Annotated in this window: 10 protein-coding genes; 7 read left to right on the forward strand and 3 right to left on the reverse strand. The window is 60.1% G+C overall.

Annotated elements, in window-relative coordinates; genetic code table 11:
* Nucleotides 1–5,438: hypothetical protein (locus H9S92_RS17570; protein WP_187468010.1), on the reverse strand; the 5,438-nt coding region annotated here is incomplete at its 3' end.
* Nucleotides 5,439–5,699: 261 nt separating this feature from the next.
* Between H9S92_RS17570 and H9S92_RS17575 the strand changes: the two genes are divergently transcribed.
* Entirely contained in the window at nucleotides 5,700–6,596 is an 897-nt protein-coding gene (locus H9S92_RS17575) for a CPBP family intramembrane glutamic endopeptidase (RefSeq protein WP_187468011.1), read from the forward strand.
* A gap of 176 nt (nucleotides 6,597–6,772) precedes the next feature.
* Here the strand turns inward: H9S92_RS17575 and H9S92_RS17580 are convergent, their stop codons facing one another.
* Complete coding sequence (locus H9S92_RS17580) at nucleotides 6,773–7,999, reverse strand: GlmU family protein (protein WP_187468012.1); 1,227 nt, start codon at nucleotides 7,997–7,999, stop codon at nucleotides 6,773–6,775.
* Between the two features lie 271 nt (nucleotides 8,000–8,270).
* Between H9S92_RS17580 and gatC the strand changes: the two genes are divergently transcribed.
* Nucleotides 8,271–8,561, forward strand: coding sequence for an Asp-tRNA(Asn)/Glu-tRNA(Gln) amidotransferase subunit GatC (gatC, locus tag H9S92_RS17585; RefSeq protein ID WP_187468013.1), 291 nt, complete (start codon nucleotides 8,271–8,273; stop codon nucleotides 8,559–8,561).
* Between the two features lie 39 nt (nucleotides 8,562–8,600).
* On the forward strand, nucleotides 8,601–9,332 hold the full coding sequence (locus H9S92_RS17590) for an ABC transporter ATP-binding protein (RefSeq protein ID WP_290282219.1): 732 nt from the start codon (nucleotides 8,601–8,603) through the stop codon (nucleotides 9,330–9,332).
* 62 nt (nucleotides 9,333–9,394) lie between these two features.
* On the opposite strand, the gene H9S92_RS17595 is transcribed toward H9S92_RS17590, so the two are convergent.
* On the reverse strand, nucleotides 9,395–9,730 hold the full coding sequence (locus H9S92_RS17595; RefSeq protein WP_187468014.1) for a phosphoribosylpyrophosphate synthetase: 336 nt from the start codon (nucleotides 9,728–9,730) through the stop codon (nucleotides 9,395–9,397).
* Nucleotides 9,731–9,922: 192 nt separating this feature from the next.
* Between H9S92_RS17595 and H9S92_RS17600 the strand changes: the two genes are divergently transcribed.
* From H9S92_RS17600 to H9S92_RS17615, 4 genes are all read left to right on the forward strand, one after another.
* Nucleotides 9,923–10,195: a type B 50S ribosomal protein L31 gene (locus H9S92_RS17600; RefSeq protein ID WP_187468015.1), complete on the forward strand. Its 273-nt coding sequence runs from the start codon at nucleotides 9,923–9,925 to the stop codon at nucleotides 10,193–10,195.
* Between the two features lie 708 nt (nucleotides 10,196–10,903).
* Nucleotides 10,904–11,587, forward strand: coding sequence for a YjjG family noncanonical pyrimidine nucleotidase (locus H9S92_RS17605; RefSeq protein ID WP_187468016.1), 684 nt, complete (start codon nucleotides 10,904–10,906; stop codon nucleotides 11,585–11,587).
* 72 nt (nucleotides 11,588–11,659) lie between these two features.
* Nucleotides 11,660–12,307: an endonuclease III gene (gene nth / locus H9S92_RS17610; protein ID WP_187468017.1), complete on the forward strand. Its 648-nt coding sequence runs from the start codon at nucleotides 11,660–11,662 to the stop codon at nucleotides 12,305–12,307.
* A 138-nt stretch (nucleotides 12,308–12,445) separates the two neighbouring features.
* Entirely contained in the window at nucleotides 12,446–13,324 is an 879-nt protein-coding gene (locus H9S92_RS17615) for a UbiA-like polyprenyltransferase (RefSeq protein ID WP_187468018.1), read from the forward strand.
* Nucleotides 13,325–13,480: the final 156 nt, after the last annotated feature.

Raw genomic sequence — 13,480 nt, forward strand, 5'->3', positions numbered from 1 at the left:
TCAACGGTGATGTCGGCATTGCCAATCGGGTTACCGCTGCTGATGACGACGCTTACCGCTTCGCCGACGCAGGCGGGATCGGACAGCGTGATGAGCACCGAAGGCCGTGCAAAAACGATTACCTCAAAGGTTCCCGTAAAATCACAGGGCCCCTCCTCGGAGTAAGTGACATTGATGGTATGGGTCGTTCCGGCTTCGGAGCCCCCGGCGGCGGCGGCGTCGAAGGTGGTGCCCGATACGCCCGGCCCGCTGAAGGTGTAAGTAGCCCCGTTGCCGTTGCCGCCCGTTACCAGAACGGTGCTGAGGTCCAGCGTTTCATTGCCGTTGAGGAGGCAAACCTGGTCGGCTACGCCCGTCCGATCGAGGGTAAACGGCGGACAAGCCTCCGCCTGGCAGCTCACTGCAACGGAGGCCGGACTATTGCCGCAAGCCCCACTTCCGAGGGCCGTAACCGTCATCGTTGCGGTCTCCCCGGGCAAAAGCCCACTGCGGGTGTAGCTCGTTTGCCCCGCGGGAAGCATGTCTCCATTGTCAATCAGGTAACCCGTTGCACCGGCCACGGCGGGCCAGGTGATGGTGACGGAGTTGCGATCTGCCGCGCTGCAAGTCGGGTTCGGTGCGGGCAGCGGATCTTCAACCGTAATGTTGAGTTGGGAAAGTGAACTGGTACAGCCATTGCCCTCAACCGTAAGCATAATGGCAAAAGTACCTGCGGAAGCAAAGTTGAGCGTGTAGCTTTCGTAGCCCGCCAGCGCAGTCGCGGTGGCCGAAGCGAAGTCCCAGCTGAAAGTACCACTCGCCGCCTGGGGCAAATCCCCGGCGTAGGCCAGTAGAATGTCTTCGCCGGTGCAGACGGTGATGTCCGTTCCTCCACCGTTCAGCGTGAAATCGCTGGTGGGCGGCGCCAGGACGGTATAGGTAAAGACGGCCGTATCGGCGCAGGTCAGTTCGTTGTAGATCACCTGTATGGGGTGAGAACCCAGGCCCGCCGCAGCGGCATCGAAAGTGAATACGCCCGCATTGTTGGTCACCCCGTTGCCCGTGAAGGCGAAGTTCCCCCCGCCAACGCCCCCGCTCTGGGTGGCACTCAGGGTTACGACGTTACCCGCCGCCCCGAGGCAGAAGTCTGCATCGGCTGGCGGCGTCACCGTGATCGTCGGGCAGCTGGAAGCGGTACAGGATACCGGGGCCGAGGCCGCACTATTGCCGCAAGGCGCAGCCCCGATGGCAATGACGGTAATGGACACCATATCGCCTTCGTTCAAGCCGCTGATGGTCAGGCCCGTAGAGTCCTGTAAGGTTCCCGGCTGGCCGTCAACGCTCACTTCGTAGGTCGCTACGCCCGGCTGGGGGTCCCAGCGAAAGGAGACGCTGCTCAGGCTGTTGGGGCCACAAGTGACCACGGGGGGCAGGAGCGGCGCTACCACGTCAATGCTGTCGATGGCCACTGTGCCGGAGCATCCGTCGTCGTCGGTGATGACCAGACGGACGTATTTCCGGCCCGGACTGCTCCAACTTACGTCGATGGCGGCATCGTCTACGCCATCCGTCACCGTGGCATCGCTGGCGGGTACTTCCCAGGCATAGCTCCAGCCAACTTGCGCGGCACCTGCGTCCGCGCCCACTACCTCATCCGTACAAATCGGTCCGTCGGGCAGGTTGAAAGTAGAAGCGGGCAGGGCATTGATGGTCACGTCAATGGTATCCCGGAAAGTACAGCCGCCCTCACTGAAGGTGGCAAAAACCTGGTGGATACCCGGAGCAATACCGCTGGGGTTAAAGGTACCAAGGGTGCTGCCATCGGTCTGTAGCCAGCTCAGGCTGCCGCTGCCGTCGGAACCCATGACATTGGGTTGGAGGACGACGGTGGTGTCCTGGCCCGCGCAGAAGGGGCCGACGGGTACCAAATCCAACGTAATCGGCGGGCAGCTTTGGGCGGTACAGGTCAGGGTCGTTGGCGCGGAATTTCCGCAGGGGCCTCCGTTGACGGCGATCACCTCGATGGTCACCGCTTCGCCTTCGTTGAGGCCCGTGGCCAGCAGGGAATTGGCCGTTTGGGTGATCGTGGCACCGGCCGGCTGGCTGATGATGTTCACCATGAAGGTGCTGCTGCTCGGGTGGCTCCAGGCGAAGCCCACCCGGTCAAAACTTACATTCTCACAGTCAATTGTGGGCGCGGTCGCAGGTGCAGAGACCGTAATGGGAGCAGTGGACGCTTGAGAAGGGCAAGCAGTACCCACCACTGCAAGACCAACAATCGGCATCCCCGGATCGTCAAAACGGATGACAATGGGCCCGACGCTGTTGGCATCGCCACTGACCAGGGTAGCGCCCTGAGGAATTGCCCAGCCAAAGGCCAATCCAGTTGGGTCACCACCCGTGTACGTGAAGGTCACCTCGTCGCCCGCGCAAACCGCACTGCTGCTGGCGGAAAAACTGGCCGAGGGCGGGGCCAGTACCGTAAACTGGATGGTCGCAGGGTAAGTACAGGTTCCTTCAGTGTACACCAGAGTGACGGTGTGCACGCCCGGTCCTGCCGCGGCGGGGTCAAAGCTGCTGCCCGTAACGCCGGGGCCGCTCCACTGGATGCTGCCGGCCGGGGGGACGTTGGCGCTCAGGGCAACCGGGGTGGCCGAACCGTCGCTGCAAAAGGTTCCGGAAGGGGTGGTGATGACGGGGGTGATGGCTGCACAGGACTGGGCAACGCATTCCACCGGCAGGCTGGTTACGGGCGCGCAGCCCATGGTGTTGGCCGTTACGGAGATCGTCACCGCATCGCCCGCGTTGAGGTTGCGGACGATGAAGCCCAGCGGCGTACGTTCAGTTGTTGCGCCGGCGGGGATGCTGATTTCGTTGACGGTGTAGGCGTCTGCCCCCACGTCGTTCCAGCTGAAGGCGACGGAGTCCAGGCCCTGTTCCGCACAGGTCACGGTCGGCAACGCAGGGGGCTGGACGAGCGTGAATGAAGTGGTGAAACTATCCCCACAACCGGGGTTGCTCGTACTGACGGTGGTCAAAGTGACCTGGTAAGTGCGGAATTGGCTGAAGCGTACCTCAAACAGGCGGTTCTGGGGTTCGTTGCGCAGGATGGTGGTGCCCGCCGGGTTATCGATGCTTAAGGTGTAGGTGGCGTTGGGATCGTAGGCGTTGACCAACGAGAAAATGACGTCGGCAGCGTTGGCACAAACCTGGGCCAAAGGCGTGGTCAGGTCGGCATTGGCCGCACCTACGACGGGGATGTTGAAGACCGTGTCGTAGGGACAGGTACCGTTGGGGTAAAGGAATGAGGCGCTGACCTGATGGACGAAACTGGTCACGCCCGGTGCCAAGGCAGGCAGGGAGAGGGTGGTGGTCCCGAAACTTCCCGCCGGCTGGTTGACCAGGCCCAAAGTGCTGCTGTTGAGGATGATGGAGCCATTCGCGAAGGTGTTGAGGAAAAAATCGTACGGCTGCCCCGCCGTGGTCACGCAGATGGGGTCGATAGCGTCGAAAATCCAGCCGGGATTTTGGCAGGCGGGGGTGGTGCAGGTGATGCTGTTGGTGGGGCCCAGACAACGGCCGCTCGCTGAATTATTGAACGGGACCACGCGAATAGTGGCACTCTGCTCAGGCAGGAGGCCCGTAAGCAGGTAACTCAGGCCAGTGTAGTTGTTGGACACCAGCATTTCCGTTCCACTACCGATGCGGATGTAGACCTCAAAGCCATCCTGGCCCACGTCATTCCAGCTAAACAAGATTTCGTTGACGGTGGAAGAGTTACAGGCACCGAAAGTTACTGGGCTGAGTGAGGGCAGGAACGTGATGTCCGCAAAATTGGAAAAGTTGTTACATCCATTGGCATCAGTTACTTCCAGGTAGAGTTCGGTGGTCTGGGTCGAGCTGGCATTTATGAGCAGCGTACTGGTGGTAAAGGTATTTTCGGGCCCCCAGAGGTACGTGTACGGGGGCTGCCCGCCGGTGACGGTTGACGTGAGGGTGACACTGCCATCGGGGCAAAGCTCCGCGCTGGCGGGAGCAATCATAACCGTAGGACGCTCCCAGACCTCGTAGGAGTGGAAAAACACCTGCGAGCAGCCACTTGGCAGCGTAACTTCCAGGCGCATTTGCAAGATTCCCGCCGGGCCGGTAGTGATGGTGTGCGTGCTACCGTCGGGGGCATTGTTCCAGGTGAACGTAGTGCCGGCGGGGAATGATCCCGCGCCGCTGGTGGCCGTGAAGGTGATGTCATCCATCTGGCACACCGGGCCATTGTCGGTGATGGTCGCAGTAATCTGTGGGCTAACGGTAATGGTGGTCGTCAGGGTTTCAAAACAGCTGTTGCCAGTGCCGTACAGGACTTCTACCGTATAAGTTCCCGCCAAAGCCGGAGTCGCCGTGAAGGTATGGGTAGCCGAAGTGCTTACAATCATCCCTGCAGGGTTCCGCCACCGGTAGCCCGTACCACCGGTAGCTACCAAAGTCACTGTTTCACCGAAGCAGTAGCTATCTCCCGGATCCGGACTAATAGTAGGGTTGATGGTGGTGTAATTGACCGTGATTGCGTCGCTGATGGTGCGGCAACCGGATCCGTTGCTGACGCCAAAGGTATAGGTGCCAGGAACGTTGATTTCTAGGATGGGGTCCGTTCCTACCACCACTCCGCTGGCATTCTCCCAGGTTACGATTACGTTGCAGGCCCCGCTGGAGAAACTGCCTTCGATGCGGAAGTTTTCACCGGGGCAGGGGTCATTCAGCAGTTGGGTAAGGGGGTCCTCAATTTCAGGAAAGCAGACGTTGGCATCGTCCTGGCAAGGGGAATTACAGGGGTTGCCACCGCTGTAGCCGCCCGTTTCCCCGTCGGGGTTGATCTCAAGGATAAAATTGTAAGCCTCGCCGGGGCACTGGCCTGCGGCGTCTACGGTAATCAGGTTGAAGCAAAACACCAGACCGCTGGAGGTGCAATTCACCCCTCCACCCCCGGAGACTCCCCCGTCTCCCCAGTTATTCCCAGGGTTTCCATCCAGCACGGCCGGGCTGTTGCAATTGCTCCCCGGGTCGTTCGTCCCCTGCGGGCTATCGAAAGCGTAGCCCGGCCCGAATGTGGTTTGGCACCCGGGAACACAACGGGTCCAACTAGGGTACCAGCCCCAAACCCCACCATTGGAACAAGACGCTGCCGGAGGTGTGCCGGGAGTCAGGGAAGAAAAATCGAAACCCGACCCTACACTCAAAGGAATCACGGAGTGCAGGAACTCAGATCCCGTGGGCACGTAGTTGTCCGTAATGAAACAAATCTCCACGGCAGTACCTGCGGGGTACACGGAGCCCGGAAAGGTGGAGTAATCCGGAGTATAAGTCACCGTGCCAAAATCGTCGCTGGAACAAGCCTGCCCGCGCAGGGAAGGGGTAAAAGTAAAAAAGACTAAAACCAACAAAAGAAGGGATAGAAATACTTTCATCCAATAGTCCAAACTAGCAGACACAGCACACGCGCAGTCATTTTCATCCAGGTCAAAGCTGGGTGTAAAGGTGTAGATTTGCGGGCTGAAAAATCAGGTGTTGGCTCAAAAGTACTTGGAAACGGTTAGGGACCTGCGTCTGAAGTAGCGTTGTGTAATACGTCTAGTGTTAACAAATTTTATGGGGTCAGGAGTGTCAAACTCCGTCAATACGGCTGCAAAATAAACCAATAGTTGACAGAAAAAAAACCTTTCCTTCATATGCGAGAAATAAACAAGGATTTAACTAAGCCAGGCCGGCTGCTCCTCATCACCCTGGTGGCCTTACTGCTTTTTGCCCTCGTCTCCACCGTTTTGGCCTCCGCAGTGATGGTGGCGGCGGGCATCAACCCGCTGTCCGTCTCTGGCGAAAACCTCACCGTGGGGCAGCGGCAGGCCTTCCGCCTGGCCCTGTTGTGCAGCAATCTTTTCCTGTTTGTGGGCACGGCCCTGGCCGCTTTCGTCTTTGCCTACCGCGGAGGCTGGCGACGGGCGGCGGGGCTGGATCGCGGGCCCCAGTCCAGCAGTTTGGCTTACGCCATCGGCTTTTTCGTCCTCTCCCTGCCGGTGGTGGCCTACCTGGCCTACCTCAATTTGCAGGTAGACCTGCCCGAGTGGGCCGTCCAGACGGAAGACCGGACCAACCAGCTCCTGGCCGGCGTCCTTACCATGAGCTCCATCCCCGAGGTACTCATGGCCCTCGTCACCGTGGCGCTCACGCCCGCACTGGGGGAAGAGCTGTTGCTCCGCGGGCTCGTCCAGCGCCGCATCTTTGGCCAGTGGTTCCGCAGCCACCACCTGGCCATCTGGCTGGCGGCTTTCCTGTTCAGTTTCATGCACTTCGAGTTTGCGGGCTTTCTGCCCCGGCTGGCCCTGGGCGTAACCCTGGGCTACAGCTACCACTGGACGCGCTCGCTCTGGGTACCCATCGGCCTGCACTTCGCCTTCAACGGCCTGCAGGTGATGGTGGCTTACGTGACCGGCGAGTTTACGCCCGATACCCAAATGGCCGATGTACCACCCTGGTGGCTGGCCATCGTGAGCCTGGTCATCGTCGGCTACCTCGGCTGGCGGGCCGAAACGCTGTTTGCTCCGCCCACCGCCACGGAGGATGCATGAGGTTTGCGTAGATTCAGGGCGCGGCCGCAGGTGCCGTGGACGGACAATAGGAGATATTTGGCAGACACAGGTTTTGTAACACCCTCCAGGTTTTGTAGCATCCTCCCCGGCGATAGCCATTTCCCCTTTCCTCCTTTCCTCCCTTTCCCCCTTTATTCCTTTATTCCTTTCCCCCTTTATTCCTTTCCCCCTTTCCCCCTGTATTCCTTTCCCCGGAATTCCGCACTTTCCGCAAAAACGGCGGCAAACAGGGCCCGGTGAACTTCCGTGAAGGCTTTTTCCCGCCGTGCCATCACCCGCTCGGCGGTTTCCATGGCTTTGTCCGGCCGGTACGTCTCGAACCCCTCAGCCCCGCCCCAGCTGAAACTGGGAATGAACGCCGGCGGAAAGCCCGCCCCAAAAACGTTGGCCGAAAAGCCCACTACCGTCCCCGTGTTGAACATGGTGTTGATGCCCGCCTTGGCATGGTCGCCCATCACCAGGCCGTGGAACTGCCGGCCGGTATCGATCATCCCCTTGGCGGTGTAAGACCAGACTTTTACGTTGCCGTAGTCGTTGCGGAGGTTAGATGCGTTGGTATCCGCCCCCAGGTTACACCATTCCCCGATCACGGCGTTGCCCAGAAAACCGTCGTGTCCCTTGTTGCTGTTGCCCTGCATCACTACATTGTTAATCTCGCCCCCGGCCCGGCAGTGGGGACCCAGGGTGGTGCCGCCGTAGATTTTGGCCCCCATCTTCACCAGCGTCTCTTCGCCAATGCCCAGCGGCCCCCGCAACATACTGCCTTCCAGTACGATGGCGCCGCGACTGATGTAAATGGGGCCGTCTTCCACGTTGAGGAAGCAGGCTTCCAGCTTGACGCCTTCTTCCAGAAACAGGTTTTCCGCCGGACCGATCAATACGTTGCTAGGCGAAAGCGGCGCAGAGCTTTGGCCCGCAGTGAGCAGGACGTAGTCCTCCCGGATGGCCAGTGCGTTCTGGGCAAAAATATCCGCTGGCTCGCGGATGGTCAGCAGGGGTTGGTTCCCCAGATCAAAGGCCTGGACTTCCCCGAAGTCCTGGTCTTGCGCCAAGGCTTCCACCGCCGCCCGGTCCAGGCAGGCGGCCACCAACTCCCCGTTTTTGAGGTAGGCTTCGCCGGGCAGGAGGTCGAGCACCAAGGCGACGATGCCCGCCGTGGGCAAAATGTTGCCATTGATGAGCAAATTGTGATCATCGTATTCCAAGGGAAACAGCGCCTCCAGATAATCCTGGGTGAGAAAGGAACCGGATAAACCCAGGTGGCGCTCCCACTTCTCGCGGATCGTCAGCAGGCCAATGCGGAGGTCGCCTACGGGGCGGCTGTAGGTGAGGGGCAGCAGGTGTTGGCGAACGTCGGCGTCAAAAAGGATCAGGCGGGCCATAGGAATTACTGAAAAGTGTGCAGGGGTGGGGGAGAGGCTGTGCGGTGGCGGGGGAGCGTATTTCTAGTAAGACAAAAGTAGTGCTTTTGTTTGGAGGGGGCCAGGTTTGCTGGCGGGGTCGGGCTGACGCCCGGGAGAGGGGGAGCCGGGCTGAAGCCGCGACAATACCTTGGGCTGAAGCCGCGACAATACCACCAGGTCTAGGCAGCATCTACCCCGCAGGGAGGCCGCATCCGTCCGCTCGCGTCGTACCTTTGTCGAAAAAGAGGACATGACCGTAGATGAGCAGTTAATATTGCGACTGGCTAAACTTTCCCGCCTGGCCCCCACGCCCGAACAAACCGATCGCCTGCGGGCCGATCTGGTCAATATTCTGGGCATGGTGGAGAAGCTGGACGAACTTGACCTGGCCGCCGTAGCCCCCTTGCGCTACGTCACCGGTGTGGAGAACGTCTTGCGGCCCGACGCCTCCGGCGACCACCTCGACCGGGCCGAAGCACTGGCGAATGCGCCGGATGCGGATCAGGAAGGCGGCTACTTTCGCGTCCCGCGGGTCATCTGAGGAACGCCACTTTTTTACCTCCCACCAAAATATCTTGTCTTGCACCCAGTCATCTTAATCAACGATCTTACCAAGACCTACGTAATGGGCCAGACCCAGGTCAAAGCCCTGCGCGGCATCGAACTCCGCATCGATACCAACGAATACGTGGCTTTAATGGGCCCCTCTGGATCGGGCAAATCCACCCTGATGAACCTCCTGGGCTGCCTCGATACCCCCACCCGGGGAAGGTACGAGCTGGATGGCAAGGACGTGAGTAAAATGGACGACACCGAACTGGCCAGAATCCGCAACGAAAAGATCGGCTTCGTCTTTCAGACATTCAACCTCCTGCCCCGGCAAACGACCCTGGAAAACGTCGCTCTCCCGTTGGTTTACGCCGGCATCAGCAAAAAAGAACGGCAGGCACGCGCCCAGGCCGTGCTCGACTCGGTAGGCCTCGGTGATCGCGTCCATCACCGCCCCAACGAACTTTCGGGCGGTCAGCGGCAGCGCGTAGCCATCGCCCGCGCCCTGGTCAATGACCCGGCCATCATCCTGGCCGACGAACCCACCGGAAACCTCGATACCAAAACGAGCATCGAGATCATGGAGATTTTTGAAAAAATTCACCAGGCTGGCAACACCGTCATTCTGGTTACCCACGAGCCCGACATCTCCGAGCACGCCCACCGCATCGTCCGCCTCCGCGATGGCATCATCGAAAGCGATCTCCGCAATACCAGCGTCCGCCGGGCCAGCGACCCCGAACACCGCTACAATCAGGCATAGGGAATCATCCCATACTACGGAAGGTGGTCCTCGCCAGAGAAGGATCTGTGTGTGGGGCTGACTTAAACGCCGTCGGGGCGCGAGTAATCCACCCGGAATTTTTCGATCATTTCCGGCGTCAGCGAGTCGGCGTATACTCCATAGGCATCAACGAGCATCCCCCGGGTGCCGTCGTTGCCCTCAATGGCGTAGAGGACGGAGTTGTCATCCGGGTTACTCATCCCTTCAAAGCGAAAAGTGCGGCGGATGGTAAAGGCCTCGGGGGGGAAGTTCCGGTCCAGGGCTTCGCACCGCAGGCAGTCGCTCTGCTGTTCAAAATCGTAGGTATATCCTTCGTTGCGCAGCAGTTCGATGGCGGCGGAAAGCGTATTGGGGGCATCAACTGATGGTTTGGACATGGCGAGGTTTTTCTTTAGTTCAAGCGCTGGAAGCCGCCAAATGTTCGGCTTTGGCACAGTGGAAAGGAGCCTGCTGGCCGCTTGGGCGCTGCCGCAGGTGCAGGGGAAAGGACACGGAGCAATGATCTGAGCAACGAGGCTTGGCGAATTCAAAACAAAAGCGTACCTTTGCGCTCCGAAAAATATCAAGCAATGAAAAAAGATCTGCACCCCGCAACGTACCGGACCGTAATCTTCCGCGATATCAACGCCAACATTTCATGGTTGGGCCGTTCCTGCGCCAAGACGCGGGACACCGACAAGTTCGAGGACGGCAACGAATACCCCCTGATCAAGCTGGAGATTTCCAACGAGTCTCACCCCTTCTTCACGGGCAAGATGCAGTACGTCGATACCGCCGGTCGGATCGATAAGTTCAACAAGAAATTCGGCAAGAGCCGCTTCGCCAAGGCCAGCGAGGAGTAATTCCTTCGCCCCGAAGCAGACCTGCTTTTTTCCTTGCCGGCCGCCGGCCATGCGAAAGCCCGGAGTGAACGATCGTTCACTCCGGGCTTTTGTCGTTGTGCTGCTCCGGCCTCAGCCCCGGGTATTGTCGCGGCGTCAGCCCCGACCCCGCTCAAGGTATTGTCGCGGCTTTAGCCCGACCACTTCACCTTGCGGGCGTCAGCCCCGACCCCCGCTCAAGGTATTGTCGCGGCTTTAGCCCGACCACTTCACCTTGCGGGCGTCAGCCCCACCCCCGCTCAAGGTATTGTCGCGGCTTTAGCCCGACCACTTCACCTTGCGGGCGTCAGCCCCGACCCCGCTCAAGGTATTGTCGCGGCTTTAGCCCGACCACTTCACCTTGCGGGCGTCAGCCCCGACCCCGCTCAAGGTATTGTCGCGGCTTTAGCCCGACCACTTCACCTTGCGGGCGTCAGCCCCACCCCCGCTCAAGGTATTGTCGCGGCTTTAGCCCGACCACTTCACCTTGCGGGCGTTAGCCCCGACCCCCGCTCAAGGTATTGTCGCGGCTTTAGCCCGACCCTGGCCTGCAACGCAAAGCTTCCGAACCTATCTCCCACACCGCAGAGCATCGATCCCCAGCCGAATCCCCCCAACCCAGCTCCTCCAACTTTACCAGGCACCTGCGACCGCGCCCTTACCTTTACACCCTCCAAATTTTGCTGCCTTATGTACCGTTGGTTACTATTTGATGCGGACAACACGCTCTGGGACTTCGACGCCGCCGAAGCTTCCGCCCTGGAACGGACGCTGCGCGAGCGGGACATCGACTGGTCGGACGAAGTACTGGGTGAATACCGCGAGATCAACCACCGCGCCTGGGCCGACTACGAACGCGGCCTGCTGCCCAAGGAACAGCTCCGCACCATCCGCTTCGAGCGCCTGCTGGAGCGCTACCAGCTGGACCACCCCGCGGAGGAGCTCTCCTTCAACTACCGCACCTACCTGAGCCAAAGTACCCACCTGCTGGAGGGCGCTTACGAGTTGCTGACGACCCTGCGGCCCCACTACCGCCTGGGGATGGTCACCAACGGCCTGCGCGAAGTGCAACGATCCCGGCTGCTCAACACGGGACTGGACCATTTCTTCGAATTTGTGGCCATCTCCGACGAAATTGGCGTCGGCAAGCCCCAGGCTGCTTTTTTCGACTACGCCTACGCGCAGATGGATGGGGTAGACAAGTCTGCCGTACTGGTGATCGGCGATAATCCGGTGGCCGACGTGCGCGGGGCCCTGGACTACGGCTTCCACGCCTGTTGGCTGCGGCACCCGGGCGTAGCCGACCAAAAGCACCTGGGCGAAACCTACCGCATCCGCGACATCCGGGATTTGACGCAGTTGCTCGTTTTTTGATGGACGCCCTCCCAACTTAAGCGGCAGTGCGGCGTTGGCCCATCAACCATTTTTTCGATCATTCTTTTCCCCGTGACCAAGCAAGAAAAAGCCCACGCCATCCACCGCATCCTGGAGGACCTGTACCCCACCGTGCCCATTCCGCTGGACCACACCGACCCCTACACCTTGCTCGTTGCCGTCCTGCTTTCTGCGCAGTGTACCGACGTGCGCGTCAACCAGGTCACGCCCCAGCTCTGGGCGCTCGCCCAGCGCCCGGAAGAAATGATGGCGCAATCGGAAGAAGACATCCGGGCGATTATTCGTCCCTGTGGCCTCTCTCCGCGCAAAAGCAAAGCCATCAAGGAACTCAGCCGCATCCTCACGGAAGACTACGGCGGGGAGGTCCCCCAGGACTGGGCGGCGCTGGAGGCCCTGCCCGGCGTTGGCCACAAAACGGCCGCGGTGGTGATGAGCCAGGCCTTTGGCGTGCCCGCCTTTCCGGTGGATACCCACATTCACCGCCTGGCCTACCGCTGGGGACTGAGCAGCGGCAAAAACGTGGCAAGCACCGAACGCGACCTGAAACGCCTGTTTCCGGAAGAAAGCTGGAACAAACTCCACCTCCAGATCATCTTCTTTGGCCGGGAATACTGCCCCGCCCGCGGGCACCGGATGCGGGATTGCCCCATCTGCGGCACCTACGGACGCAAGGCGCTGCTGAAGGCGGAACGGGAGTGAGCAAACGGTTCCGGGACCTCCGGTTGGGGAAGGACAGTGGTACCAGAGCGCTGGATCGGAGCGCTCCCCTCGCTTCAGCAACCTTTTGGCCCGGTGGCTGTCTATTTTTGCGTAAACTTTTTAAACTGCACTCCGCCGATGCTGCTGCTCCGCCGGTTGGGCGACTTCCTCTCGCTCGTCAAATTTTCCCACACCATTTTTGCCCTGCCTTTCGCGTTGATCGGCTTTTTTCTGGCGGTGCTGGATGCGGGGGAACTGCGCTGGCAACAACTGTTGCTGGTGGTGCTCTGTATGGTCTTTGCCCGCTCCGCAGCGATGGCTTTTAACCGTTGGCAGGACCGCGACATTGACGTAAAAAACCCCCGGACGGCGGTGCGGGAAATTCCGGCCGGCACCATCTCCAGCCGGGCGGCGCTGAATTTTGTGGTGCTCAACTGCGCCCTGTTCATCGTTGCGGCGGGCTTACTCAATTGGCAGTGCCTTCTCCTCTCGCCGGTAGCCTTGCTGGTCATCCTGGGGTACAGCTATACCAAGCGTTTTACCTACCTCTGCCACTTCGTTCTGGGGCTCGGCCTAGCGTTGGCTCCCGTGGGGGCTTACCTGGCGGTGACGGCCCAGTGGGCTTTGCTGCCGGTGCTCTACGGCGGCGTGGTGCTGCTGTGGGTGGCGGGCTTCGACATCATTTACGCCCTGCAGGACGAAAACTTTGACCGCGAGGAGTCGCTGTATTCCATTCCGGTGCGGTTGGGGACGGTCCGGGCGCTGCGCCTGGGCCGGATTTTGCACTTGCTTTGTGCGACTTTGGTCGTAGTGGCGGTACTGCGGCAGGCGGCTTTGTACCCGGAGTTCGGTACCCTGAGCTACGCGGCGGGAGCTTTCTTCCTGGCCGCGCTTACTTATCAGCACACCCTGGTGAAGGCGGGAGATTTGCGGCGGATCAACCTCGCCTTTTTTACCACTAATGGCATTGCCAGCCTGGTCTTTGGGGCGCTTACGGTGCTGGATGTGTATTTGTAGGCGGGGCGTCAGTGGCAAAGCTTTTGGTGGTGCTCAACGGTGTTGGGTCTACTTCGCACACCTGGCTTTTTAGCCCATGGAGTTGCTTGGAGTAGGGCATGGAGTTGCTTGGAGTTTGGTGGGGTAAAGCCGTTATACGGCGACTGCCTGATCTTA

The organism is Neolewinella lacunae (assembly GCF_014349155.1).
GTDB lineage: Bacteria > Bacteroidota > Bacteroidia > Chitinophagales > Saprospiraceae > Neolewinella > Neolewinella lacunae.

Excerpts from the sequence above, each read along its gene's own strand:
- gatC (WP_187468013.1), top strand. The coding sequence starts at position 8,271 with ATGACCGTAGATGAGCAGTTAATATTGCGACTGGCTAAACTTTCCCGC.
- H9S92_RS17615 (WP_187468018.1), top strand. The coding sequence starts at position 12,446 with ATGCTGCTGCTCCGCCGGTTGGGCGACTTCCTCTCGCTCGTCAAATTT.
- H9S92_RS17605 (WP_187468016.1), top strand. The coding sequence starts at position 10,904 with ATGTACCGTTGGTTACTATTTGATGCGGACAACACGCTCTGGGACTTC.
- H9S92_RS17575 (WP_187468011.1), top strand. The coding sequence starts at position 5,700 with ATGCGAGAAATAAACAAGGATTTAACTAAGCCAGGCCGGCTGCTCCTC.
- H9S92_RS17595 (WP_187468014.1), bottom strand. The coding sequence starts at position 9,730 with ATGTCCAAACCATCAGTTGATGCCCCCAATACGCTTTCCGCCGCCATC.
- H9S92_RS17580 (WP_187468012.1), bottom strand. The coding sequence starts at position 7,999 with ATGGCCCGCCTGATCCTTTTTGACGCCGACGTTCGCCAACACCTGCTG.
- H9S92_RS17600 (WP_187468015.1), top strand. The coding sequence starts at position 9,923 with ATGAAAAAAGATCTGCACCCCGCAACGTACCGGACCGTAATCTTCCGC.